Source organism: uncultured Ruminococcus sp., assembly GCF_934476685.1.
Taxonomy (GTDB): domain Bacteria; phylum Bacillota; class Clostridia; order Oscillospirales; family Ruminococcaceae; genus Hominimerdicola.
On record NZ_CAKSNX010000001.1, the window covers coordinates 75,638 to 101,014 of the forward strand.

The 25,377-nt window shown below is 44.2% G+C and carries 28 protein-coding genes; 8 read left to right on the forward strand and 20 right to left on the reverse strand.

All coding sequences use genetic code 11. The annotated features are described in order from the left end of the window. Positions 1–20: 20 nt before the first annotated feature. The 7 genes from Q0E19_RS00330 to Q0E19_RS00360 all read right to left on the reverse strand — a co-directional run bounded on the left by Q0E19_RS00330 (position 21) and on the right by Q0E19_RS00360 (position 6,049). Positions 21–590: an RnfABCDGE type electron transport complex subunit A gene (locus Q0E19_RS00330; protein WP_294405995.1), complete on the reverse strand. Its 570-nt coding sequence runs from the start codon at positions 588–590 to the stop codon at positions 21–23. Beyond that, entirely contained in the window at positions 590–1,294 is a 705-nt protein-coding gene (locus Q0E19_RS00335) for an electron transport complex subunit E (protein ID WP_294405997.1), read from the reverse strand. The genes Q0E19_RS00330 and Q0E19_RS00335 overlap by 1 nt, the downstream gene beginning before the upstream one ends. Beyond that, a complete protein-coding gene (locus Q0E19_RS00340; protein ID WP_294405999.1) occupies positions 1,287–1,847 on the reverse strand; it encodes an FMN-binding protein in 561 nt (186 codons plus the stop codon). Before Q0E19_RS00340 ends, Q0E19_RS00335 begins: the two co-directional genes overlap by 8 nt. A 34-nt stretch (positions 1,848–1,881) precedes the next feature. Continuing rightward, the gene (locus Q0E19_RS00345) at positions 1,882–2,814 is read right to left on the reverse strand and encodes an RnfABCDGE type electron transport complex subunit D (protein ID WP_294406001.1); all 933 of its coding nucleotides are present in this window, start codon (positions 2,812–2,814) and stop codon (positions 1,882–1,884) included. A gap of 121 nt (positions 2,815–2,935) precedes the next feature. Beyond that, positions 2,936–4,249, reverse strand: coding sequence for an electron transport complex subunit RsxC (gene rsxC, locus Q0E19_RS00350; RefSeq protein ID WP_294406003.1), 1,314 nt, complete (start codon positions 4,247–4,249; stop codon positions 2,936–2,938). A gap of 43 nt (positions 4,250–4,292) precedes the next feature. After that, entirely contained in the window at positions 4,293–5,369 is a 1,077-nt protein-coding gene (locus Q0E19_RS00355) for an FAD:protein FMN transferase (RefSeq protein ID WP_294406005.1), read from the reverse strand. An 89-nt stretch (positions 5,370–5,458) separates the two neighbouring features. Further along, a complete protein-coding gene (locus tag Q0E19_RS00360; RefSeq protein WP_294406007.1) occupies positions 5,459–6,049 on the reverse strand; it encodes a helix-turn-helix transcriptional regulator in 591 nt (196 codons plus the stop codon). Positions 6,050–6,181: 132 nt separating this feature from the next. On the opposite strand from Q0E19_RS00360, the gene Q0E19_RS00365 reads away from it, so the two are divergent. Genes Q0E19_RS00365 through Q0E19_RS00380 form a run of 4 tightly spaced genes read left to right on the forward strand, consistent with a single transcriptional unit; the run spans position 6,182 to position 9,080 of the window. Next, positions 6,182–6,856 (forward strand): histidine phosphatase family protein, encoded by a 675-nt coding sequence (locus tag Q0E19_RS00365; protein WP_294406009.1) that lies wholly within the window; start codon positions 6,182–6,184, stop codon positions 6,854–6,856. 40 nt (positions 6,857–6,896) lie between these two features. Then, complete coding sequence (locus Q0E19_RS00370) at positions 6,897–7,727, forward strand: hypothetical protein (RefSeq protein WP_294406011.1); 831 nt, start codon at positions 6,897–6,899, stop codon at positions 7,725–7,727. Continuing rightward, positions 7,724–8,575 (forward strand): RluA family pseudouridine synthase, encoded by an 852-nt coding sequence (locus Q0E19_RS00375; protein ID WP_294406014.1) that lies wholly within the window; start codon positions 7,724–7,726, stop codon positions 8,573–8,575. Before Q0E19_RS00370 ends, Q0E19_RS00375 begins: the two co-directional genes overlap by 4 nt. 1 nt (position 8,576) lies before the next feature. Continuing rightward, positions 8,577–9,080 (forward strand): shikimate kinase, encoded by a 504-nt coding sequence (locus Q0E19_RS00380; RefSeq protein ID WP_294406016.1) that lies wholly within the window; start codon positions 8,577–8,579, stop codon positions 9,078–9,080. A gap of 100 nt (positions 9,081–9,180) precedes the next feature. Here the strand turns inward: Q0E19_RS00380 and typA are convergent, their stop codons facing one another. Continuing rightward, on the reverse strand, positions 9,181–10,998 hold the full coding sequence (typA, locus tag Q0E19_RS00385) for a translational GTPase TypA (protein WP_294406018.1): 1,818 nt from the start codon (positions 10,996–10,998) through the stop codon (positions 9,181–9,183). Positions 10,999–11,361: 363 nt separating this feature from the next. On the opposite strand from typA, the gene Q0E19_RS00390 reads away from it, so the two are divergent. Both Q0E19_RS00390 and Q0E19_RS00395 read left to right on the forward strand, forming a co-directional pair. Next, positions 11,362–12,117 carry an ABC transporter ATP-binding protein gene (locus Q0E19_RS00390; RefSeq protein WP_294406020.1) on the forward strand — a complete coding sequence of 252 codons (756 nt, stop codon included), beginning with the start codon at positions 11,362–11,364 and terminating at the stop codon, positions 12,115–12,117. Continuing rightward, a complete protein-coding gene (locus Q0E19_RS00395; RefSeq protein WP_294406022.1) occupies positions 12,104–13,438 on the forward strand; it encodes an ABC transporter permease in 1,335 nt (444 codons plus the stop codon). The genes Q0E19_RS00390 and Q0E19_RS00395 overlap by 14 nt, the downstream gene beginning before the upstream one ends. A gap of 130 nt (positions 13,439–13,568) precedes the next feature. On the opposite strand, the gene rplL is transcribed toward Q0E19_RS00395, so the two are convergent. The 5 genes from rplL to Q0E19_RS00420 form a co-directional block, all read right to left on the reverse strand. Continuing rightward, positions 13,569–13,940: a 50S ribosomal protein L7/L12 gene (gene rplL / locus Q0E19_RS00400; RefSeq protein WP_294406024.1), complete on the reverse strand. Its 372-nt coding sequence runs from the start codon at positions 13,938–13,940 to the stop codon at positions 13,569–13,571. 76 nt (positions 13,941–14,016) lie between these two features. Further along, entirely contained in the window at positions 14,017–14,526 is a 510-nt protein-coding gene (gene rplJ / locus Q0E19_RS00405; RefSeq protein ID WP_294406027.1) for a 50S ribosomal protein L10, read from the reverse strand. Between the two features lie 251 nt (positions 14,527–14,777). Continuing rightward, entirely contained in the window at positions 14,778–15,212 is a 435-nt protein-coding gene (locus tag Q0E19_RS00410; protein ID WP_294406030.1) for a hypothetical protein, read from the reverse strand. Then, complete coding sequence (locus Q0E19_RS00415) at positions 15,199–15,759, reverse strand: sigma-70 family RNA polymerase sigma factor (RefSeq protein ID WP_294406034.1); 561 nt, start codon at positions 15,757–15,759, stop codon at positions 15,199–15,201. Before Q0E19_RS00415 ends, Q0E19_RS00410 begins: the two co-directional genes overlap by 14 nt. Before the next feature lie 738 nt (positions 15,760–16,497). Next, positions 16,498–16,707: a DUF378 domain-containing protein gene (locus Q0E19_RS00420; protein ID WP_294406036.1), complete on the reverse strand. Its 210-nt coding sequence runs from the start codon at positions 16,705–16,707 to the stop codon at positions 16,498–16,500. A 270-nt stretch (positions 16,708–16,977) separates the two neighbouring features. Between Q0E19_RS00420 and Q0E19_RS00425 the strand changes: the two genes are divergently transcribed. Together Q0E19_RS00425 and Q0E19_RS00430 are read left to right on the forward strand one after the other, a co-directional pair. Continuing rightward, positions 16,978–17,985 carry an aldose 1-epimerase gene (locus Q0E19_RS00425; RefSeq protein ID WP_294406038.1) on the forward strand — a complete coding sequence of 336 codons (1,008 nt, stop codon included), beginning with the start codon at positions 16,978–16,980 and terminating at the stop codon, positions 17,983–17,985. 116 nt (positions 17,986–18,101) lie between these two features. Beyond that, complete coding sequence (locus Q0E19_RS00430; RefSeq protein ID WP_294406040.1) at positions 18,102–20,552, forward strand: glycosyl transferase; 2,451 nt, start codon at positions 18,102–18,104, stop codon at positions 20,550–20,552. Between the two features lie 151 nt (positions 20,553–20,703). On the opposite strand, the gene rplA is transcribed toward Q0E19_RS00430, so the two are convergent. From rplA to Q0E19_RS00465, 7 genes are all read right to left on the reverse strand, one after another. Next, complete coding sequence (rplA, locus tag Q0E19_RS00435) at positions 20,704–21,399, reverse strand: 50S ribosomal protein L1 (protein ID WP_294406042.1); 696 nt, start codon at positions 21,397–21,399, stop codon at positions 20,704–20,706. Between the two features lie 103 nt (positions 21,400–21,502). Further along, positions 21,503–21,928 carry a 50S ribosomal protein L11 gene (gene rplK / locus Q0E19_RS00440; protein WP_294406046.1) on the reverse strand — a complete coding sequence of 142 codons (426 nt, stop codon included), beginning with the start codon at positions 21,926–21,928 and terminating at the stop codon, positions 21,503–21,505. A gap of 112 nt (positions 21,929–22,040) precedes the next feature. Beyond that, positions 22,041–22,571, reverse strand: a complete 531-nt coding sequence (gene nusG, locus Q0E19_RS00445; RefSeq protein ID WP_294406048.1) for a transcription termination/antitermination protein NusG — start codon at positions 22,569–22,571, stop codon at positions 22,041–22,043. Between the two features lie 54 nt (positions 22,572–22,625). Further along, a complete protein-coding gene (gene secE, locus Q0E19_RS00450; protein WP_294406050.1) occupies positions 22,626–22,892 on the reverse strand; it encodes a preprotein translocase subunit SecE in 267 nt (88 codons plus the stop codon). A gap of 20 nt (positions 22,893–22,912) precedes the next feature. Next, a complete protein-coding gene (gene rpmG / locus Q0E19_RS00455; protein ID WP_002848320.1) occupies positions 22,913–23,062 on the reverse strand; it encodes a 50S ribosomal protein L33 in 150 nt (49 codons plus the stop codon). Between the two features lie 303 nt (positions 23,063–23,365). After that, positions 23,366–23,653: a hypothetical protein gene (locus Q0E19_RS00460; protein ID WP_294406054.1), complete on the reverse strand. Its 288-nt coding sequence runs from the start codon at positions 23,651–23,653 to the stop codon at positions 23,366–23,368. 206 nt (positions 23,654–23,859) lie between these two features. Beyond that, positions 23,860–25,362, reverse strand: a complete 1,503-nt coding sequence (locus Q0E19_RS00465) for a DUF4340 domain-containing protein (protein WP_294406056.1) — start codon at positions 25,360–25,362, stop codon at positions 23,860–23,862. Positions 25,363–25,377 lie beyond the last annotated feature (15 nt).

Consider the following 25,377-nt stretch of genomic DNA (forward strand, 5'->3'; position numbering starts at 1 on the left):
AAATCCAACGTCATTGTTCATCAGATGATCCCCGTAAATCCCATAAAGCTCAGGGATACGATAGAAGCCGCTATCAGAGTTGCAGGAACTCCCTTGAAAGTTTCAGGGAAGTCCGAATCCTCTATGGCACTTCTTACGCCGCTGAAAAGCAGCAGGGCAAGCGTGAATGCAAGACCTGTTCCGAGAGCGTTCGTCAGCGACTGGAGGAAGTTATATCCGTTGTCGATATTTCCGATAGTAACGCCAAGCACAGCACAGTTTGTCGTGATGAGCGGAAGATAAACGCCCAGCGCCTTATAAAGCGGCGGCATAAGCTTTTTCATTATTATCTCCACCAGCTGAACGAACATAGCGATAACAAGAATGAAAGCGACAGTTTTAAGATATGTTATCTCAAACTTTTCGAGAAGCTTATACACAGGGTAGGTTATAGCTGTTGCGCAGAGCATAACGAATATAACTGCCGCACCCATGCCAACGGAGGATTTCATCTGTTTTGAAACTCCGAGGAAAGGACATATTCCCATGAACTGAGAAAGCACCACGTTATTAACGAATACGCAGCCGATAAGTATCATTACATAGCTCATTATTTACCCTCCTCAGCATCTGTTTTACACTGACCGCAGCATATTGCCGCATTAGGGCAGGACGAACAGGATATCTCCTGCGGAGGCTTTTTGTTTGCTATCTTGTTTACAAGTGCTATAAGACAGCCAAGCACGAAAAATCCGCCTGCCGGCATAATGAATATGGTCATAGGGTGGTCGCAGAGAACAGGTATCTGAAGTCCCATCCATGAGCCTGTGCCGAGTATCTCTCTTACAGAACCCATAGTGAAAAGGGAGAGGGTAAAGCCAAGTCCCATTCCAAGTCCGTCGAGAATGGACGGCAGGACCTTGTTCTTGCTGGCGAATGCCTCGGCACGTCCGAGGATAATACAGTTTACCGTTATAAGTGAAAGGAACACGCCCAGAGCGTTGTAAAGGTCGGGGATATATCCTTTCATAAGAAATTCTATAAGCGTTACAAAGCCCGCTATAACTACGATAAAGCAGGGAAGTCTTACTGCTTTAGGGATAACATTTTTAAGCAGGGATATAACAAGGTTTGAACATACAAGTACGAAAGTCGTTGCAAGTCCCATGCCTATACCGTTTTTCGCCATAGTAGTTACGGCGAGGGTAGGACACATACCCAGAAGTCCCACAAGGGTAGGGTTCTGCTTTATAAGACCTTTGGTAAGCTCATAAAGATTGGAGTTCTTTTCTGTCTTTTCATTTTTATCAGCCATTGAATATCTCCTCCTTATGATCGTCATAAAGCTTTACAGCCTTTTTCACAGCGGCTTTCATACCCTTTGAAGAGTATGTTGCGGCGGTGATATTGTCGATGGAATTTTCATCTGAATCCTTGCCGAAGCCTTTGAACTTGCTGAGAAAGTCCTCGTTCTGCACCTTTGTGCCAAGACCCGGTGTTTCACCTATGGAGAGGAAGTATATTCCCTCCACAGTTCCCTCTGAGTTTATGCCGATAAGTATGTGGATACCGCCTTTGGAGTAACCGTCCTGTGTTATCTCGAAAACACAGCGGTCATTTTCCTTGTCTGTTATAACAGCGTTAAGACCGTCCTCACCGAATGTGACAGGTATCTTTTTTCCGTCCGCCTCGTCGAGAAGTATCTCATAATCTCCCTCGCCGAAAATATTTTCACAGCCTGTCTGCATATCGTCAGTCATAACGCCTGTGTTGTCAACATATGTAGCGTTGTATGCAAGCACCAGAAGTCCGCACACTACCACGCATATTATCGTCAGTACCAAAGGAGGCATAATATTATTCTTCATCTTTCAAGATAGCTCCTTTTCTGTAATCTTCGTTTTATTCCTTAGCTTTTTCAGCCTTTTGGATCACTGCGCCGACAGGCTTTTTCTCCGTTATCATATTGATATACGGCGTAAGGATATTCATTATAAGGATAGAGAACGATACGCCCTCCGCATAGTTTGCATAGAAACGTATAACGCAGGTTATTATTCCGCAGCCTATGCCGAAGATGATCTTTCCTTTTCCTGTTATCGGTGTTGTAACATAGTCGGTCGCCATAAAGATAGCACCCAGCATCACTCCGCCTGCAAGTATCTGATAAACGCCGTCCTCGCCTGCAAGATAGGAGAAGATGAACACCGTTCCGATAAATGCCACAGGTGTGTGGATAGTTATGACTTTCATTGCCACAAGGTAAAATCCGCCCAGCAGAAGTGCAAGAGCTGAGACTTCGCCAAGACATCCGCCGACCCTTCCGAGGAAAAGATCGTAATAGGATTCAGTCTTTGTGACCAGCGGAGTTGCACCTGTAACTATATCCGAACTGTCATAGAAAGGTACTGCCCACTTTGTCATCTCGCCTGTAAAGGAGAGCATAAGGACGATCCTTCCCACAATAGCAGGGTTGGCGAAATTCTGTCCAAGACCGCCGAAAAGCTGCTTGACTATAACGATAGACACGAATGTGCCTATGGCAGCCATCCAGTACGGCAGAGTAACAGGCAGGTTGAATGCAAGGAGCATACCCGTTACCGCAGCGGAAAGATCTCCCGTTGAGTTTGGTCTTTTCATTATAAGGTTGCAAAGCCTTTCCCACAGCATTGCCGTCAGAGTGCAGAAGCCTGTGAGCATAAGCGCTCTTCCGCCGAAAAACAGAGCGGACATTATAAGGGCAGGCAGCAAAGCGATCAGCACATGGGTCATAATTTTCGAGGTCGAAATATTATCCCGTATGTGAGGAGAAGGGCTTACTGTAAGCTTTTCCATATTAAATATAAATTACCCATACAAGAAATCCAAAGCGTGAAAGAGCCGTATGGGCTGACCTCCGTTCCTGAATATTTTTTACTTTTAACTTTCGTTTCACGCTGTTATATTTTTTATTATATTATTTCTGCATTGCAAACTGTTTTGCCAGCTGATTTTTCTCCGCAAGATCTCTCTTTGCAGGACACACATAGGAGCAGGCTCCGCAGTTCATACACAGATTTATTTTCAGTCTGAGCAGAGTTTCCTTATCCTTGCGGTCAAATGCCTTTTCAAAACGCTGAGGCATAAGTCCAAGGGGACAGGCTGCGATACATCTTCCGCACTTTATGCAGTTTGTCTGCTGAGCGTTGACCTTGAGCTTTCCCTTTTTGCCGTCATCGAGAGATTTTTTAAAAGCAAGTATAGCGTTGTTCGTCTTGCAGAGTGGAGTTTCCACATCATACACGCACATACCCATCATAGGTCCGCCGCTTATTATCTTATGAGCAAACTCCATATTCGCCTCGGCAAATTTAAGCAACTCGCTGTATGGCGTTCCGATAGGTGCGCTGACGTTGCACGGTGTTTTAACTATATCGCCGTCTATGGTGAGCCGTCTTGTGACCAGCGGCATACCGGTCTTTATGTATGAGCTTATAAAAGCCGCTGTGGACACGTTCATTACGATTATTCCCTGATCCGACGGCAGCTGTCCCTCTGCGATCATCCTGCCTGTGGTGTTGAAGGCAAGCACCTTTTCTGCACCCTGCGGATATGAGGACTTAAGCTTTACTACCGCTATGTCATTATACTCTGCGGCTTTCTTCTGAAGTATCTTTATGGCTTCTGGCTTGTTATCCTCGATACCGATATAGCACTTTTCGATCTTCAGCGTATCCTTTACTATCCTTATGCCGTCGATAACAGCGTCTGCGTCCTCGATCATTGTGCGGTAGTCGCTTGTGATATAAGGCTCGCACTCTGCACCGTTTATAACAAGGCTGTCAACGTGACCTTTAGCCTCGTTATAGTTGAGCTTGATGTGGGTAGGGAAGCCTGCGCCGCCAAGTCCTACGCAGCCGGATTCTCTCACAGCCTTGCATAAGCTTTCCTTGTCCGTTACAACAGGCGGCTTAACATCAGGGGATACCTCCTGCTCGCCGTCCGTTTCTATCTCCACCGCCTTGCAGGTCCTGCCGTTGGCAAGCAGCATATCGCTCACCGCTGTAACAGTTCCCGAAACAGATGAATGGACAGGGGCAGACATAAATTTGTCGCTGTCGCCTATCTTCTGTCCCACAAGCACTCTGTCGCCCTTTTTCACCAAAGGATCGCATGGAGCGCCCATACTCTGGGACATGGAGATCTTCACCTTTGACGGCAGCGGAACGGCAATAGTTTCGCTGTTTTCCGTCCCCTTTTCATGGGGCAGAAAAATACCGTGTAGTTTCATTATTTTCCTCCTTATATTTTGATTGTGTTTTTGCTTCCGTATATTAATTTAATGTATAAAAAGAACTTTTCAGCTCTATACTGTCTTTTATATCCTCCGAGCAGTAGACACTGCCTTTACTGTCTGCGGCAATGACCGTTATATCATCTTCACCGAGCCAGCGTTCGATCTCCTTTGTGCCGCCGATAAAAATTCTCGTAGAAAGGAAATCCGATAATATACCGCTCTCACATATGACCGTCACAGATGTAAGGTCGGACTCAACAGGGAAACCCGTTTCTCTGTCCAGAATGTGTATATACCTTTTTCCGTCAGCCTCAAAGTACCGCTCATATCCTCCCGACGTGGAAACATATCCTGCTCCACAGATGAGATCAAGCATTATATCCGAGCTGTTCTCAGGATCTTTTATGCTGACTTTAAAATCGCTGCCGTCAGGCTTTTCACCATACAGCAAGGTAGACGAGCCGAAAGACACCACCGCACAGCTCACATTCTTATCCTTTTCAAGCTCCTCTTTTACCTTATCGAGGGCAAAACCTTTTCCCGACGCTCCGAAATCAAGCTTTGCTCCGTTTGAAAGAGTACAGCTTTTTCCGTCTATCCTGACATTTTCCGTCCCAACAGTTTCAAGGGCAGAATATATATCCTCCTGCGCAGGGACTTTCGGTTCTTCACCGTTTATATCCCACAGGTCGATCACTCTCCCCATAGTCGGGTCAACTTCGCCGTACTTTTCGCAAAGCTGCAAAGATTTCTCCGTAAGCGCTTTCGTATCCTCCGACAGCTCCCCTGTGGAGAATTCATTCAGCTTGTATACCTCACTGTTCTCATCATATGCATTCAAAAGTCCGTCAAGCCTTGTTATGCAGTTTTTCACCGCAGAAATATCTCCGTCACCGTACATTTTTATCGTACATGGAGCGTCCATTGCATAAAGCTGTGCCGTCTTTGGACTGTTCATTTTATCCTCTTCGCCCTTATACCGCATCACGCAAAGTCCCGCTATGATAAGCACCGTTCCAACGGCAAGGTATAGGGCGGCACGTCTTTTCAGCCTTCTGCTCTCATCATTATGAGCCTTTTTGTTTTCTGCGGCATTATCCGCTCTTTCCGACATCTCTCAGCCTCCGCAATACTTGAAATAAAAAGCGTTATATGTTATAATAGTTGATATTAATTATAAAAATATAAAATCAAGATCATATATCAGCCTGCGGAAAGCATTTCTTCACATTCCTTTATAAATGCCCTCAGTTCGGCTGCTTTCTCCACAGGCAGTTCAAAGCGTTTCGGGTCTGTGTCCCTGCTGCGTCTTATGAACCTTGAAAGATTTTCAGGTGCGCAGCTTATTATCTTTGCACAGCTTTCCATAGCTTTTTCGTATCCAACAGAAAATATCCTTTCGCTGCTGCGTGGATTTTCTCTGTATATCGTTCTGAGCAGCATATATGCGCATATTTTAAGGCAGTTGTTCACGCCCTCCGCTGCGGCAGGCGAACCGCTCGCCATTTCAGTCAGCATATCAGCCTGCTCCGACCAGAAGCTGCTGCGGACAGGGCCTTCCACATCTTCAATGCTGCCGAATATCATTTCATATGATACGCCGTAATATCGGATAAGGGATATTATCTGCGCTGTGCAGGCAGACTTCTTTCCACGCTCCACAGCGGACAGGAAAGACTGGGTCATACCCACATCTTCTGCGGCTTTTTTCTGGGTGCAGCCCTTGAGCAGCCTTGCAGCCCTGAGCCTTGCACCAACTGCAAAAAGATACTCACGGCAGTTTTCTTCGGTCAACGCTCATCGCCTCCCATAAATATCTTATAAATCAAATATTTAGATAAATTCACAATAATACCGATAAAATACATTATACTATAAAACGATCATTTTGTAAATAGATTTTTTCAATAAGAAAGGACGTTTTTAATGAAAGGTTACAGAATAGCATTTATCCGTCACGGAATGACAGAAGCCAACGAGGACGGAAGATATATCGGAACGACTGATCTCCCACTGAGCGAGCTTGGTTCAAAGGAGCTTTTCAACAAGCTTGAAACTCTCGACTACCCTAACGTTCAGAAGGTCTACACCTCTCCGCTGAAAAGATGCAAGCAGACAGCATCCATACTTTTCCCGAACTGCTATACAGTCGAGATGAACGAGCTGAGGGAAATGGATTTCGGCGCATTTGAAAACAAGAAAGCCGAAGATCTTATGGAGACTGATGAATACAAGGAGTTCATAAAGGGCGGTCTTGACAACCCTCCGCCGCAGGGAGAATCTATCCGTGAGGTGGTCACACGCTGTTATGAGGCGATAAAGATAATTATTTCGGATATGATGTACGAGGGTATGACCAGCGCTGCTGTTATCACACACGGCGGAATAATAATGAATATGCTGAGCTGTTTCGGCGTTCCAAAGAAAAAGCCTATGGAGTATGCCTGTGATTTCGGCGAAGGCTTTGAAGTCATCGTTACTGCTGCAATGTGGCAGCGTTCGGAGGCTTTCGAGATACTCGGAAGATACCCCGACAGACAGCCTGAGGAAGAATATTTCGCTATGGATATAGATGAACCATACGACGAGGAAGATCAGTAGACATTTTATTTTGAAACCAAAAGGGTAAAGGAGTGAGAAAATGACTGATAAGGAGATAAAGGCTCTCGCAAGGCAGCGTGTAAGCTCCAACGGCGGTGACTGCATATCGCTGATAGTATTCCTTTTTGCGGTCATTGCTCTTGTCGCTTTGTTTGAAACCATTGCGTATATAGTGTTCAAAGCATTGGGCTGGGGATATCTTTATGATCTGCGGCAGATATTCACAAACAAGAAAACGGGGATATTCTGGCTGGTCAAATCACTTGTGGAGATAGTTCTCTGCATACCCGAATTTTTCTCTGTGCGCAGACTTTTCATTGACATTGCAAGAGGGAAAAGCCTTTCGGAAACGAGAGAATACATTTCCGCTCACTCAATAACCATGTACAAAAACGCTGTACGTTCCTCACTCATACACAACCTTATAAAGCTTTTTGCCGCCGTACCCGGAATGGTGGGCATATACGGCATATATTACTGGAGCTACGTCTGCAAGATAAATGAGCTTACCTCGGCAGGGCTTTTTGCGCTTATGCTGTCCGTGGGATTTACCGTTGTGTGGATAGGTGTTGCAGGGCATTATTACATATCACTTGCCCTTACGCCGTATATAATGGCTTTGAACCCCAGAACGAATATTTTTGATGCCTGCGACCTTTCTGTAAAGCTTATGGACGGAAAACATTACCGCTATGTGAAATTCCTCGCAAGCTTTATAAAATTTATCCCCACGCTTTTGCTCGTCTACCCTTGCTTTGCCATATACCCTTATTTCAAGGTCTGCTATACCCTGCTTATGGACGAATTTCTCGGAAGTTACAAGCAGGACAAGCTGCCGGGCATGATAAAAAGGTGGAGAAAATATCAATGATAAGCTTTAAGATAACCGCAGACGAACACGGCGGAAAGCTGGGAGATATACTTAAAAACAGGAAGTTTTCACGGAGGCTTGTGACAAAGCTTAAGCGTGTTGAAAACGGCATAACAAGGAACGGAAAGCTTATAAGGACAATAGACAGCGTTTTTGAAAATGATATCATCTCACTTGCGGACATTCAAGGCAATGCGCCCAAAGGGAATGATGCGCTGTCGGTGGGTATACTTTATGAGGATAGTGACGTTATAGTTTTTGATAAGCCGTCTAATATGCCTGTCCACCAGTCCATAAAGCACCGTGATGATACACTGGCAAATTTTTATGCGGCAAAATGCCCCGATATGACGTTCCGTCCTGTGAACAGGCTCGACAGAAACACAAGCGGCTGTGTTATATGCGCAAAAAATCAACACGCCGCACATATTTTACAGCGAAAAGCTGAAAAACTGTACAGCGGTGTTATCCACACTCCCCACGACCCCGACCTTTCGGGCGGACGGATATGCGCTCCCATAGCAAGAGAAAGAGATTCTATTATCCTGCGCTGTGTAAGAGAGGACGGACAGTATTCCGCTACCTGTTGGCATATAACTGAAAAGACTGAGGACTACGCTTTGTGCGAATTTATCCTTGAAACGGGGCGCACTCATCAGATAAGGGTGCATATGGCGCATATCGGATATCCCCTTATCGGCGACGATATGTACGGCGGCGACTGTTCTGAAGTCAAAGAGCATATGCTTTGCTGCTGTCAGGTAAGTTTTCCACGCCCGTCAGACGGAAAGCTTATCACAGTAAGATCTGAGCATACATTTGATATAAAAGATTTAGGAGGAAAATAAAATGAAACCGATATTTCTCTGCGGATTTATGGGCTGCGGCAAGACTACCGTCGGAAAGATCCTTGCCAAAAAGCTCGGCTGCGAATGCATAGATCTCGACAAATACATAGAGGAAAAAGAAAAAATGACTATCCCCGAAATATTTGAAAAGCATGGGGAGGCTTATTTCAGAGCGGCTGAAACGGCTGCACTCAAAGAATTTGCCGACATAGGCGGCGTTGTCGCAACAGGCGGCGGAACACTTCTCACAGATGAAAACGGCGAAACCGCAAAGAATGCAGGTATGGTCGTATTTATAGACACATATTTCGATACCTGTTACAACAGAATAAAGGACGACCCGCACCGCCCCATAGCATTCAACTCCACAAAGGAACAGCTTAAAGAGCGTTTTGACACAAGACGTCCTCTGTATATGAAAAACTCTCATCATCAGATAAGCGGAGGTTATCCGCCTATCGTTATTGCCGACAAGATAAGAAAGCTTTACAAGGCATTTGAATAAGATACGTTCACAAACATAAAATATCCCGAAAGCCGTTATTTCAGACTTTCGGGATATTGTTATTTATGCTTTATATCTTAGACATTAGTTCAAAGGATAATTACATCTTTGCTCTGTCTTTTGCTCTCTGTGTATTGCTGAGAACTCTCTTTCTGATACGGATATTCTTTGGTGTTACTTCAAGAAGCTCATCATCAGCAAGGAATTCAAGAGCGTCTTCAAGTGACATTGTTCTCGGCGGGATAAGACGGAGTGCGTCATCTGAACCGCTGGCTCTTGTATTTGTAAGGTGCTTTTTCTTGCAGACATTAACTACAAGGTCCTCCTGCTTAGGTGATGCGCCGACTACCATTCCCTCATAAACAGGTGTGCCTGCTGTGATGAACAGTTCGCCTCTCTCCTGAGCGTTGTAAAGACCGTATGTTACAGCCTCGCCTGTTTCAAAGGCTACAAGAGAACCGCTGGCTCTCTTAGGGATATCGCCCTTGAATGGCTCATATCTGTAAAATACAGAGTTCATTATTCCCTCGCCCTTTGTATCTGTAAGGAACTCGGACTTGTATCCGAAAAGTCCTCTTGCAGGGATAAGGAATTCAAGACGCATTCTGTTTCCAACAGGTGTCATCTGCTGAAGTTCGCCCTTTCTTGCGCCAAGCTTCTCCATAACTGAACCTACGCAGTTCTCAGGAACGTCGATAACAAGTCTTTCGATAGGTTCGTTGAGCTTGCCCTCTATCTCCTTGAAAAGAACTCTAGGAGTTGAAACGCCCAGCTCATAGCCCTCTCTTCTCATATTCTCGATAAGGATAGAAAGGTGCATCTCTCCTCTTCCTGCAACTCTGAATGAATCTGTGTTGTCGGTTTCGGATACTCTCAGTGAAACGTCCTTAAGAAGTTCCTTGAATAGTCTGTCCCTGATATGTCTTGTGGTAACGAACTTGCCCTCTCTGCCTGCGAAAGGTGAGTTATTTACAGAGAAAGTCATTTCAACGGTAGGCTCGGATATCTTTACAAATGGTACAGGCTCGAACTTGCCGAACTCGCAGATAGTATCACCGATAGTGATGTTCTCTATACCGCTTATGCACACGATATCGCCAGCCTTTGCGCTGTCGCAAGGAACTCTGTTAAGTCCCTCGATCTGATACATTGTAACGATCTTTCCTCTGTATTCTTTCTTTGTATTATGGTAATCGCCAATAGAAACGTCCTGATTTACCTTCATAACGCCTCTCTCGATACGTCCGATAGCTATTCTACCCACATACTCGTTATAGTCGATAGCAGATACAAGATACTGCATAGAGCTTTCGTCATCTACTTCAGGAGCAGGGATATATCTGAGTATCTCATCAAAGAGCGGTATCATATTCTCGCCCTCTGCATTTGGTGAAAGGGAAGCTGTACCATCTCTGCCTGAGCAGTAAAGGATAGGGCTGTCGAGCTGCTCGTCAGTAGCGTCAAGGTCCATAAGGAGTTCGAGAACTTCGTCGCCGACCTCGTTGAGTCTTGCGTCAGGTCTGTCGATCTTGTTTATAACAATGATTATCTTATGACCAAGCTCAAGGGCTTTCTGGAGAACGAATCTTGTCTGCGGCATAGGACCTTCCGCTGCGTCAACAAGCAGGAGAACGCCGTTTACCATTTTAAGTACACGCTCTACCTCGCCGCCGAAGTCTGCGTGACCCGGGGTGTCGATAACGTTTATCTTAACGTCTTTATACTTGATAGAAGTGTTCTTTGCAAGGATAGTGATTCCACGCTCACGCTCGATATCGTTGGAGTCCATTACTCTTTCATCAACGACCTGATTTTCTCTGAATGTGCCGCTCTGCTTAAGCATCTGGTCTACCAGAGTAGTCTTACCGTGGTCAACGTGGGCGATGATCGCAACGTTTCTCAAATCTTCTCTTACCATACATATTCCTCCATTTTATAACTGAAAGCAGACAGCAGCCTTCTGCGGCCTGTAACGATTTGCTTAATATATTTTGCAAAAACTATAAACAACAAAAAATCTGAATATATTTTGTCCTCTATTTTCAAAGAAAATCATACATTTTCACAAAATGCCCTTACAGTAAAATTACCTTGCAGATCTCTCTGCAAGGTAACCTTTTTGATAATTAAATATTATATCACATTTCACACTATTTGTCAAGCTTTGGCGAAATATATCAGATAAAATTTTATTTACCTTTTCAACAACGTAAATTTTATTGACATTATGTATTTTATGTGCTATACTGAATAAACAGAAAAAACGAAAGGGGTATCCGCTATGGACAACAACTCGGCTGAGAAAGTTCTTGAAGTCAAGGGACTTTCAAAGCAGTACAAAAAAGGCGTTTATGCGTCTGAAAAAGTTACTTTCGATGTGAACAAGGGCGAGATCTTTGCTCTCATAGGACCTAACGGTGCAGGAAAGACCACAACTATAAGAATGATCTCTACGCTTTTGCAGGCAACAGAGGGTGATGCAGTTGTGGCGGGACACAGCATACTTACGGAGCCTGAAAAGGTGAGAAAGAACATTACATATCTCCCTGACGAGGCTGGCGCATACAAGAATATGACGGGAAAGGCATACCTTAAATTTATGGCTGAACTTTATGCCGACACAAAGGCTGAGGTCGATGAATATGTTCAGCGTGGCTGCGAGATATGCGAGCTTGGCGAAAGGCTGAATGACAAGATAGCAACATATTCAAGAGGTATGCAGAGAAAGCTTCTGCTTGCAAGAGCGATAATGTCGAAACCTGCCCTTGCCATACTTGACGAGCCTACGTCGGGACTTGATATCATAAACGCTCTTGAAATAAGACGTATGATAAAAAAGCTTGCGTCAGAGGGAATGAGCTTTCTGCTGTCATCGCACAATATGCTGGAGATAGAATATGTTTCCGACAGAGTTGGGATAATCGCAAAGGGACATCTTCTTGAAACAGGCAAGCCGTCAGAACTTCTTGAAAAATACGGCACGAAAAATCTTGAAGAAGTATTTGAAAGGGTGGTGACGGATAATGAAATTCTTTAATCTTTTCAGAAAAGAGCTTAAAGAAATGCTCAGCGCCCAGACCATACTTGTTATGATAGTTTCCGTAGTTGCCCTTGTTTTTGCGGGACGTGCAATGAACGAGGCTGTAAGCGAGGGTACGGCAGGAATGATGGATATAACCATTTATGACGCCGACAACACGGACTTCACGCAGGCTGTGCTGAAATCCCTTGAGGATACACTTTCCGCAGAGGAATATGACGGCAAGGTCATAAAGGTCGAATTTGAGTCGGACGATTATGCGGCTGAGCTGAAACGTCTTGATATAAAAAGCGCTGTAATTATCCCGAAGGGATTTACTCAGCAGGTAGAGGAAGGAAAGACTGCTGACGTAGAGTTCGTTCAGAAAATGACCTCTCTTGCAAGTATGTCAAACATAAGCACGGGTTCTGACAACGCTGTATATTTCCTTTCCTCGGCTGTAAAGTCAACTATCTATGCCGACAAGGTAATGGCAGGAACAATGACCACAGAAGAAGTTGCTCTTCTTGAAAATCCTATCACGCTTAAAGAGTCAACAGTTGTTGCCAACAAGACAGAGGATATAGCAAGCAGCATTGTTCTTTCCCTCTGCTCTGCGCAGACAATGATCGTACCTATCATAATGTTCGTACTGATAATGTTCTCTTCACAGATGATACTCAATGCCATCGCCACAGAGAAAGTAGACAAAACTCTTGAAACCCTGCTTTCCGCACCTGTTTCAAGGCTTTCGGTAATATCCGCAAAAATGCTTGCGGCAGGTGTTGTTGCAGCCTTGCAGGCAGCAGTTTATATGTTCGGTATGCAGGAGATGATGTCAGGACTTACTGAGGGCGCAGAAAACGCAGACTCTTATCAGGCTGCCCTGAGCAATCTCGGACTTACAATGAGCGCAGGACAGTATGCGTTGGTAGGCATACAGATGTTCCTTTCTATCCTTATCGCCCTGTCTATATCACTTATACTCGGCGCACTTGCAAAGGACGCAAAATCCGCACAAACGCTTATTATGCCCATAACACTTTCCGCTATGATACCTTATCTGCTTTCAATGATGCTTGACCTTAAAACAATGTCACCTGTACTGAGATACATTGTTTACGCTATACCATTTACACACACCTTTATGGCATCTGAAAACGCTATGTTCCGCAACACCACACTTTACTGGGGCGGAGTGATCTATCAGGTCATCTTCCTTGCCGTATGTATGACTTTCGCTCTGAGAATATTTATGAGCGACAAGATCTTTACTATCTCTATCGGCGGCAAAAAGACAGCAAAGACCGAAAAGAAAAAGAGCTTATTCGGACGATAAAAACATAATGAAAAACTCTTCCTCAGCAGGGAGAGTTTTTTATTTGCAGTTAGCATAACTGTATACACAAAAAGACCGCCTGTCATATGACAAGCGGTCTGATGTAAACTTATTAAATCCAGTAAATAAATTACTTGAGTTCAACAGTTGCGCCAGCAGCCTCGAGCTTAGCCTTGATCTCTTCAGCCTCTGCCTTAGGAGCAGCTTCCTTGATAGCCTTAGGAGCTTCCTCAACGAGAGCCTTAGCTTCCTTAAGTCCAAGACCTGTGATCTCCTTAACAGCCTTGATAACGCCCATCTTAGCATCGCCGAATGAAGCGAGGATTACGTCGAACTCTGTCTTCTCTGCCTCAGCAGCGCCAGCTGCACCAGCAGCAGGAGCAGCAGCAACAGCAGCTGTTACACCGAATTCTTCCTGAATTGCCTCTACGAGTTCTGAAAGCTCGAGAACTGAGAGAGTCTTGATATCTTCTACAAATTTCATAATCTTTTCTGAAGCCATGATAATTATTCTCCTTTTAAATTTAATTTGATTTTGCGGCATTGAGCCGTCTTATGCCGAACAATTCAGGCAGCTATTAAGCTGCGTCGTTGTTCTTGTCCACAACAGCCTGCAGTGTAGCAGCAAGCTTCTGCATAGGACCCTGGAGTGAACCAACCAGCATTGCGAGAAGTACATCTCTTGATGGGATCTTTGAAAGAGCGTTAACGCCTGCTGCGTCATAGATCTCTTCGCCGATGTAACCAGCCTTAAGAGCGAACTTCTTGTTCTCTGTGTTCTCAGCAAACTTACCGAGAATTCTTGCAGGTGCTGTCTGATCGTCGTCTGAGATAGCGATAGCAGTTGTACCCTCAAGTACGTTTGTGATATCGTCAAGACCTGCGTTCTTGAATGCAAATCTGAGGAGTGTGTTCTTCTCTACGAAGTACTTAACTCCAGCCTCTCTCATTTCCTTTCTGAGCTTTGTATCGTCCTCAACGGTGATACCCTCGTAGCTTACGAGTACGCCCGCAGCGGAATTCTTGATGAGATCTGTAAGCTCTGCAACTCTTTCCTGCTTAGCAAGTAAAACCTTTTCACTTGGCATTTCTAATTTCACCTCTTTGTATTAATTTACAAAGCGTATACTAAAAGAAAAATCCCTTTCGTTCAAGACATGGTCTGACAAAAGAGATACAAAGTCGATATTAACTTTGCTATTCCTTCCTCGGCTGGACTTACTTGTTTGCCAACTGTCTTTAGATACGAATGCTTATATATTATAGCAAGCCCCCGACGATTTGTCAAGGGCTTGCGCACTTAATATTGTAAATTTTTTATTAACTAGCCTATATCCGTTTAATTCACCTCAGAAGAGCTGTCCTCAGCGACCTCATTTTCCGCTGCGGCATCAACATCTTCTTCCAACTCGATAGAAACTTCGCTGTCGCCTTCCTCAACTTGCAATTCATAATACTGATCGCCGTTCTCGTCAACACCCGTTTTGAGGTTCGAACTGTCGATATCCAGCTCCTCGCCGTTTATGAAAAGTCTTATCTTTTCAACAAGCTGTCCGTCTGTTGCTGCATTTACCGTTATCATTGAAACTGTTGTGGCTGCTGCGATAGCTGCGGCAATAATGAGCGGCTTTATTCTTCTGTTCTTTTTCATAGTTATGACACTGCCTTTCTCTGCGTTTATCCTATCTCTGACAGTGACGCAAATGCGTTCGGAGTCACAAGTCTGTAAGTCTATCGGCATTATATCCTTTGCCCAGTCATTACTTTTTCTCATATGCGCTGTATCCCCTTTCTGTCAGATATTCTCTGAGCTTTTTCCGTACACGGGAAAGTCTTGTTTTGCAGGCACTCTCTGATATGCCGAGATGTGCGCTCACTGCCGCAAGCTTTTCACCGTAATAATAAAATCTTACGAAAATCTCTTTGTCCTGTTCTGAAAGCTCGTCAAGACGATCAGTCACAAGTGCAAGCTGCTGAGTGACCTCTATATCATTCTCCACGCTTATATCCGACACCAGATCAGCCATAAGCTCATCTGAATGAAGCTCGCACCTCACAGTACGCAGCTTGTTCAATGCACAATTTCTTGCACAGGCGGCGAGGTACGGGGAAAGCTTACGCTTTTCGTCAAGGTTTTCCGCTGTCTGCCATATGCGGAAGAAAACGTCCGAGGTGACCTCTTCTGCGTCCTCTTTTGTAAAACCGCTCCCAAGGATATTTCTCACTATGGTGTACACATATGAAGAGTATTCAGCAATAAGCTGATCCAATGCGGCGGCTGATCTTTTTTTCAGCTTTATAATCAAACGTTTGTCATTCAAGCCGTGAACCTCCTGTCTTTTGGCTTTCACTTGTATATACACACCGCAGCGAAAAAGGTTACATATATGACGAAAATTTTATAACTATGTTTATATTTTAATATTTGCTATTAACGACTTTAAAATGGGCAAAAAAAATGCAGAGCAAACGGTGCTCTGCGGAAAATAAAATAAAAAAACTATGTGTAGAACAAAAGAAAGGAGACAACAAAACGGATGTTAAATCAAACAAATATTGTTCAATATCCTTAACATCAATTAAATTATAACCTTTTTTGCTCCGCAAGTCAAGAAAAAGTTGCAAATAAATACCCCACTGGCAAAAATTTCAGCAGACTGCACAAAAACCAATGCGGAATTTTACCACATAAATCAACATTTACGCATTCAAACTAAATTATAGCTAAATTTATAAATTCATTTAACCTTTTATGTCTTTTTGGTTCAAATTTTAAAAGCAGGACAAGCGGTATCAAAGTTTTCATATGCCTGCCCTGTTCTTATTTATATGTGGAACGCAAAAGGAGAGTCCGCAGCTGCGCAGTTTTGCGGCATTAACTGATGCCTGCAAACCGTTTTGCAAACGAATTTGTTCAAAAGCGAACTCGTTCGCTTTTTGTCCTGCTTACGGTGCAAACCCTATGAATTTTTTCATAAGCCGAACACGGACTCACCTTTCACGTCCCACCTATCGGGTGGGACGTTTCCCACGCTGTTCAGAGGGACGTTTTCCGATCCTCAGACCTTGCTTTCCAGCATATCGCTGTCCTTGAAGAAAAGGGAAATGCACCAGATCGCAGATACTGCCACCAGAATGTATACGATCCTTGAAAGCACAGCTGTCTGACCTCCGAAAATAAATGCCACAAGATCAAAGCTGAAAATTCCCACGAGTCCCCAGTTTATTCCGCCGATTATCAGCAGAGTAAGCGCTATTTTATCCAGCACTGTTATCCTTCCTTTCTGCGGAGATATCTGTGTTCTCCGTTTCTGCTCATATTATTGACAGCTCAAACAAAATTATACGCTGATTTTTGTATTTTAAATTATTTTAAATTTTCTGCCGAAAAACATTGCCTGATTGTTTAAAACAGAAAAAAACTGCATAAAAATCTTTGGAAACCACTAGACAAAATTTATTAATTATGTTATAATAAATCTGTATTTAAACGTTTAAGATTATTTGTATGTACATTATTTATATAAGGGGTTTTTCTTGTGAATAAAATTGACTTGAATTACAGCTTCAAAGGGGTAAACTGCGTTAAAATGCAGACTGAGAAGTATACGGCTGTTATCGCTCCGTCAATGGGTGCGGCAGTTCTCCGGCTTCATGACGATAAAAACGGCATCGAGGTTTTCCGTTACAGAGAAGACTGCACAGCTCAGCAGATCGACGCTCAGCGTGAGATCTGGGGACTTCCTACTCTTTATCTCCCCAACCGTTTCGACAGGGGAATAATAAAGACTTCGGACGCTGTTTATCATCTTCCTGTGAATGAAACAAAGTTCGACAATCATCTTCACGGCTGGGTGCATCTGAGATCACACGATGTTGAAAGCAGTTCGGCAGATGATAAAAAATGCGTTTTGGTGACATCGTTTACATTTGACAAAAATGATGAAATGTACGGTTGTTTCCCGATAGATTTCAAGATATCATACAGGTTCACTCTTTCCGATGAGGAGGGTCTTATTCACGAAGTCACGCTCACAAACAATTCGGACAAGGCTCTGCCTGTTTCAATATGCACCCACACCTGCCTTAATGCGCCTATGTGCGACGGCGGACAGGAAAGCACTATGAGATTATCAGTTCCGATAGGCGAAAAGTGCGGACTTACCGACAGGTTCCTGCCTGATGAAAAATTCCTCCCCCTTACCGACTGGGATATGGAATATAAAAACGGAACTAAAGTCCCAACAGGTCAGGTCATAGAGAACGATATGTACAAAGCTGAAATGAACACATATAAGGGAAAGGATTTCTACGGCACAGTTATAACCGATACAGCGAACGGTCATACGCTCTGCAATGAGGTGTCAAAGGAATACAAGTTCTGGAATATGTGGAACCATGACGGCGACAAGGGTTATTTCTGCCCTGAGCCTATGACAGCTATGATAAATTCTCCTAACCTCAGTCTTCCCCGTGAAGTTTCGGGATATACTGAGCTTGGAAAAGACGAAAGCTTTAAATGCTGGCAGAGATTTTTTACTGAATAGCCTGCAAAGTTCAATGATTTTTATTGACGGCGGAGCATACGCTCTCACGTCTTAATAAAACTAATAAATAACGAAAACAAAGAAAACAAAAACTTTTTTGAAAGGTGGAAAAATTGATGAAATTCGGATTTTTTGACGACGTAAACAAGGAATACGTCATCACAAACCCAAAAACTCCATATCCGTGGATAAACTACCTCGGAACACAGGAGTTCTTCTCACTCATCTCCAACACAGCAGGAGGATATCACTTCTACAAGGACGCAAGACTGAGAAGGATCACTCGTTACCGCTACAATAACGTTCCTGTTGATATGGGCGGAAGATACTTCTACATAAACGATAACGGCGATATCTGGTCACCCGGCTGGAGCCCTGTAAAGAAGGATCTTGACAACTATTCATGCCGTCACGGTATGGGTTACACCATCATCAAGGGCGAGAGAAACGGCATCGAGGCTGAGGTAACTTTCTTCGTTCCTCAGAACTACAACGGCGAAGTTCAGAAGATGGTAATAAAGAACACTTCCGATAAGAAAAAGAGCTTCAAGCTTTTCTCTTTCATCGAATGGTGTCTTTGGAACGCTCAGGACGACTCAACAAACTTCCAGAGAAACTTCAACACAGGAGAAGTTGAGATCGAGGGTTCTACTATCTACCACAAGACAGAATACAAGGAGAGAAGAGATCACTTTGCATTCTATACAGTAAACGCTGACATCTGCGGATACGATACCGACAGAGAGTCATTCATGGGTCTTTACAACGGCTTTGAAAATCCTCAGACAGTTGTTGCAGGTCAGCCTTCAAACTCTGTTGCAGACGGCTGGTCACCGATCGCTTCACACTGCATCGACATCACACTTGACGCAGGCGAGGAAAAGACTTTCGTATTCGTTCTCGGCTATGTTGAGAACGGCAAGGATAAGTGGAACGCTGACGGTTCAATGAACAAGTCAAAGGCTTACGAGATGATCGAGGCTATGAACACAGCTGAAAAGGCTGACAAGGCTCTTGCTGAACTTAAGGAAACATGGAACGCTCTGCTTTCACAGTACCACGTTGAAACTGCTGACGACAAGCTCAACAGAATGGTAAACATCTGGAACCAGTATCAGTGTATGGTAACATTCAATATGTCAAGATCGGCTTCATACTTCGAGAGCGGCATCGGCAGAGGAATGGGATTCAGAGATTCTAACCAGGATCTTCTCGGATTTGTTCACCAGATCCCTGAAAGAGCAAGAGAAAGAATACTCGACCTTGCTGCTACTCAGCTTGAGGACGGCGGATGCTATCACCAGTATCAGCCTCTTACAAAGAAGGGCAACGACGAGATCGGCGGAGATTTCTCAGACGATCCACTGTGGATGATCCTTTCAACAGCACAGTACATCAAGGAAACAGGCGACTACTCTATCCTTGACGAGAACGTTCCTTACGATAATGATGAGAGCAAGGCTCAGTCAATGATGCATCACCTTAAGCAGTCATTCTGGCACGTTGCAGAGCTTGTTGGTCCTCACGGACTTCCGCTTGCAATGAGAGCAGACTGGAACGACTGTCTTAACCTCAGCTGCCACTCTGACACTCCTGGTGAAAGCTTCCAGACATATACTTCACCTAAGTACGGCGAGGACAAGTTCAGCCGTGTTGCTGAGTCTGTAATGGTAGCAGCTATGATGGCTTACATCGGACCTGAGTACGTTGCACTCTGCAAGTACAAGGGACTTGATGAAGAGGCTGCAAAGGCTGAAGAAGCTGTAAAGACAATGAACGAGAACACAATGAAGTACGGCTGGGACGGCGAATGGTTCCTCAGAGCGTACGATGACTTCGGCAAGAAGGTCGGCTCACACGAGTGTGAAGAGGGCAAGATCTTCATTGAACCACAGGGCTTTGCTGTTATGGCTGGTCTTGGCAAGGAGTCAGGCAAGGATATCCTTACACTTGACAGCGTAAAGAAGTATCTTGATACAAAGTACGGTCTTGTTCTTAACAACCCTGCATTCACAAAGTACTACATTGAATACGGTGAGATCTCAACATATCCGGGCGGATACAAGGAGAACGCAGGTATCTTCTGCCACAACAACGCATGGATAATCTGTGCTGAGGCTGCCGCAGGCCGTGGAGATCAGGCATTTGAATACTATTCAAAGATCGCTCCTGCATACCTTGAGGACATTTCAGACCTCCACAGAACTGAGCCATATGTTTACGCTCAGATGATCGCAGGTAAGGACGCTAAGCGCCACGGTGAGGCAAAGAACTCATGGCTGACAGGTACTGCAGCATGGAACTTTGTAGCAATCTCACAGTTCATTCTCGGCTGTATCCCTGCATATGAGGGCCTTAAGATAGATCCTTCTATCCCAGCTGAGTGGGACGGCTTCAAGCTCACAAGAAAGTTCCGTGACAACACATACAACATCACAGTAAAGAACCCTGACCACGTTTCAAAGGGTATAAAGTCTGTTACAGTTGACGGCGTCAAGGTAAACGGCAATATCCTCCCTGTATTTGAAAAGGGTACAGCTCACGAAGTTGAAGTTGTAATGGGATAATAGATCCGCAAAACTATAAAATAAAATCAGACGGAGTATTTCAATACGAAATGCTCCGTCTTTTTTAGTACATTCAAATTTATATATTTTTATCTGCAAACAAAAAAGGACGGATAAAAATATCCGTCCCATATTGCATTATTTATAGGAATCAGTTGCCGTACTTTGCAGTATTTACCTTGATTCCAGGGCCCATTGTAGAAGCTACAACGATGCTCTTAAGATACTGACCCTTAGCAGCAGCAGGCTTAGCCTTTACAACTGCGTCGATAAGTGTGTTGAAGTTCTGCTCAAGCTTTTCAACACCGAATGAAGCCTTACCGATAGGGCAGTGAATGATATTTGTCTTGTCAAGACGGTACTCGATCTTACCAGCCTTAGCGTCTGTAACAGCCTTAGCTACGTCAGGAGTAACTGTACCAGCCTTTGGGTTTGGCATAAGTCCACGAGGTCCGAGAACCTTACCGAGTCTACCAACAACACCCATCATATCAGGTGAAGCGATAACTACGTCGAAATCCATCCAGTTTTCCTTTGTGATCTTATCTACAAACTCCATGCCGCCGACATACTCAGCGCCAGCTGCCTTAGCAGCCTCGTACTTATCTTCCTTACAGAATACAAGAACCTTAACCTTCTTACCTGTTCCGTTAGGAAGTACAACAGCGCCTCTTACCTGCTGGTCAGCGTGTCTTGAGTCAACGCCCAGACGAATGTGAAGCTCGATTGTTTCATCAAACTTAGCCTTTGCGCTGGCTGCTGCAAGTTCAAGTGCCTCTGCGGAATCATACTGCTTAGACTTGTCAACAGTCTTTGAGCTGTCAACATACTTCTTGCCATGTTTCATTAATATTTCCTCCTCGTTAAGTGGTAATACCGACCGAAAACGCCGGTTAGCGGAATAATCCTCCCACCATTGCCTGTATCACTCTGATACAGCTGCGAATTAATTAATCTTCAACTACAACGCCCATTGAACGGCATGTACCTGCGATCATGCTCATTGCAGTTTCAATGTTTGCCGCATTAAGGTCAGGCATCTTCTGCTCAGCGATCTTCTGAACCTGCTCTTTTGTGATTGTAGCAACCTTAGTCTTGTTAGGTACGCCTGAACCGGACTCGATCTTGCAAGCCTTCTTGATGAGGACTGATGCAGGAGGAGTCTTTGTAATGAATGTGAATGATCTGTCAGCATAAACTGTGATCACAACAGGGATGATAAGACCGATATCGTTCTTAGTTCTCTCGTTGAAATCCTTTGTGAATGCCATAATGTTTACACCGTGCTGACCAAGAGCCGGACCAACCGGTGGTGCAGGAGTTGCCTTTCCTGCAGGAATCTGAAGCTTTATATAGCCTACTACCTTCTGTGCCATTATATTGCACCTCCATAATTAAGTGGTAAGGCGAGCCTTTTTCAGCTCTCCCACGTTTTTGGAAGATAACTTCCAATACGAATGTTTTTTCCCTCTGACTTTGTGCAGCCTGTTACTTATCCTCAGGCTTGATCTGTGTTATCGGAAGTGTTACTACTGTTTCACGACCGAACATAGATACTGTAACGTCCGCAGTCTTTTCCTCAAGGTCGAGTTTTTCAACTGTACCTGTGAAGCCGTCGAACGAACCGCCGATGACCTCTACGCTGTCGCCTTCCTTGATATTGACCTCCACAACCGGAGCGCCTGTATCAACGCCCAGCGCAGCTACCTCTTTATCTGAAAGAGGAACAGGCTTTGATCCCGGACCAACGAAACCTGTAACTCCTCTGGTATTTCTTACGATATACCATGAGTCGTCAGTAAGTACCATTTTTACAAGCACATAGCTTGGGAAAAGCTTTTTTTCAACTTCTGATGTCTTGTTGCCCTTGATCTCCGTTACTGTTTCCAGCGGGATCCTTATTTCGGGAATAAGATCATGAAGCTTTCGGTTTTCAACAACCTTTTCAATATTTTGCGCAACCTTATTCTCATAACCGGAATAGGTATGGACTACATACCACTTTGCTTCTTCTGACATGAAATTACCTCCATATTGATGCTGTAAAAACCGTTTCCGCCGATGATGTCTTCATCAGCTTCCGATGCTGAGCAATGCCTGAATAGCCTTGCCAAGACCTGTGTCAACTGCGAAAAGGAATATCGCCATCACTACCATTACAGACAGAACAACGCCTGTATTGTTGATGACCTGCGACTTTGTCGGCCATACGACCTTCTTGATCTCAGCCTTGAGATCTCTGAAGTATCTTCTGATACCGCCTTTTTTCTTAGCCTTCTCTGCGCCCTTGATCTTCGCATCTTTCTTGGAAGACTTAGTAATCTCCTTATCCTTAGCCATAAGATATAGCTCCTTTCAGATTACTTAGTCTCTTTGTGAAGAGTGTGCTTCTTGCAGAACTTGCAATACTTGTTCATTTCAAGTCTGTCAGGGTCATTCTTCTTGTTCTTCTTTGTGTTGTAGTTTCTCTGCTTACACTCAGTACAAGCAAGTGTAATCTTTACTCTCATTTCGGCACCTCCTGACGAAATTTATACTCCGCAAGAACTATCGGAGTACGTCTTTGCCTCCCTCATGCGCTCAGGCGAAAGCCCTGCGCAAACCCCGCTTTACAGCGGAATTCTGAGGTAACTTATGATTTTTGCCGCCGTAAAAACAGCGCAAAAAAATAGACCTCATAAAGAGGTATACATATTATAACATACCCGTACAAGCCTTGTCAAGTATTTTTATTAATTTTCTGTAAATTTTATATTTAATTAAAATACAAAGCGGCAGAAGTCATCACCTCTGCCGCAATACATCACGATCTATCAGCTTACCTTGAGCCATGCGCAGGCAATATCCAGCGCCTCATAAAGGCTGTCCTTCTTAGCTGTCTTTACGATAGCCTCGTTCGGCGGAAGCTTTATATCAGTTGCCATTTTTCTTATCATTACCTTGTTAGCAACGTCAAGCTTGCCTATCTTTTCAGTACCCTGAATTTCTATCATTACAACGAACTCGTCATACATATTTCCGAAATAAATAGTGTTGCCTTTTCTAACCAGCGGCAGACCCTTATATGTGAAGAAACCCTTTTTCTCTGTTGTACTTGCCATAATATCTCCTCCGTTCTGTATAATTATGTCTATTTTCTTCCAACCTTAGCGTACTGTAATTATTATAACATATATCAGACAAAAAATAAAGCGTTTTTTCAAACTTTTTTCATAATTTTCACATACGCCTGGGTCGCAAAGCGGCAGATATCATTATAACCCTCATCTGCCGCATACTTTGTCGATTTCGCTGTGGTATCAAGACCTTAGTAGTTATCGTCTACCTCGATGCCATTTTTTACGTTGTCCATATTTTTCAGAAGTGTGTCTATCCATGTTGACTGTATCCTGAAAGATGTTCTGCCGTTGAGTTTTACGATATATCTTCTTGCGGTATCCTTGTAAAGCTCGATAACGTCCTCGTCGCCGTCCGCTCTCTTCTCTGTGATAGCTACTACGCTTTCGCCCTCAGGGTCTTTGAAGTATATCTCAGATGTCGGGCAGGTCATGATGTACTGATAAAGGCTCTTGAAGTTATCCACGTCAAGCTCCTTGCCGTCAAGTTTAACGCTTGTAACATCTGCTGCACTGCCGTCGTCAAGAGTTTCGCTGCTTGAACCGTTGCTTGTTATTTCATAGGTCGTCTTTTCGCCATTATGCTCGATAGTGATCTCGGACAGGTCAACAAGGTAGTTCGTTGTCATAATGCTGGATATAACGTCCTCGATCTTGAATGTTGCCCAAGGCAGGCTGTCTGTGCTGACAACATAGACGCAGTCTGCGCCCTTTACACCTTCGAGATAGCAGTAATATCCCTTTGACGTGTCGGTGACATTGCCCTCATCGTCAGTTTCATAGGCTTCATTTCCTATGCTGAGCTTATAGTCGTACTCGTCACCCTTAAGGTTTACTGTGCAGAATGGATCGTCAAGTCCGTATTCCTTCTTTACATCATCGTCTGGGTTCACAGCCACACATTCTGTCGCTGTAAGTCCCCACATTCCGTGAGTAACTGTATTTGAGCCTGTGATGTTGAGGTATGCAAAGATAGGTGATGATATTACCTGACTGGAGAGCATTCCCTCTATATCATGCGGATCGTTCTCGAATTTGACTTCGTAATCCCAGTCTTTTCTGCTGATAGTTTCCGTACCATAGTCAGGCCATTCATCATCTGACGGCTTTGCTATAAGCGTAAGGTCAGCATATGATGTAACAGGGGCGGTATAGTAGGAAAGCTTTGTTGCAAGCACCATATAGACGTTTGAGCTGTCGCTCGTCTTTACATAAAGATACCTGCTCTCAGGAGCTTCCGAACCGATATAGAATGTGGCTGTGGTATCGTCGCTGTATGTTATATCAACTGTTGCAGACGGCTGGTCAAGACCGTATTTTGAAAGGTCAGCGGCATTTTCCTCAACGAGTTTTTTAGCTTCAAGCTCGCCGCAGTTTGTGCGCAGGCTGTCCTTTTTAGTGGAATTCTGATTTATTCCCGAAAGCTGTTCTATCGTCCAGCCTGATTTGCCCGATGATGGCTTTGACAGGTCGAACTCACCGTATGTGTTGGTGACATGGACAGCCGTTATATCGTCTGCGGTCTTTTCAAGGATAATAACGCTTTCGTCCTCGCTGCTTGCTGCGGCAGAGGAAGAGGACGATGAACTGTCCTTATCCGCTCCGCCGTTTTCAGAATTGAGAAACAGCATAACTCCCGCAAGGCTTGCTGCGATAACGCCGCATATGATTATTCCCTGTACTTTTCCGTTCATAATTTAAAACCTCGG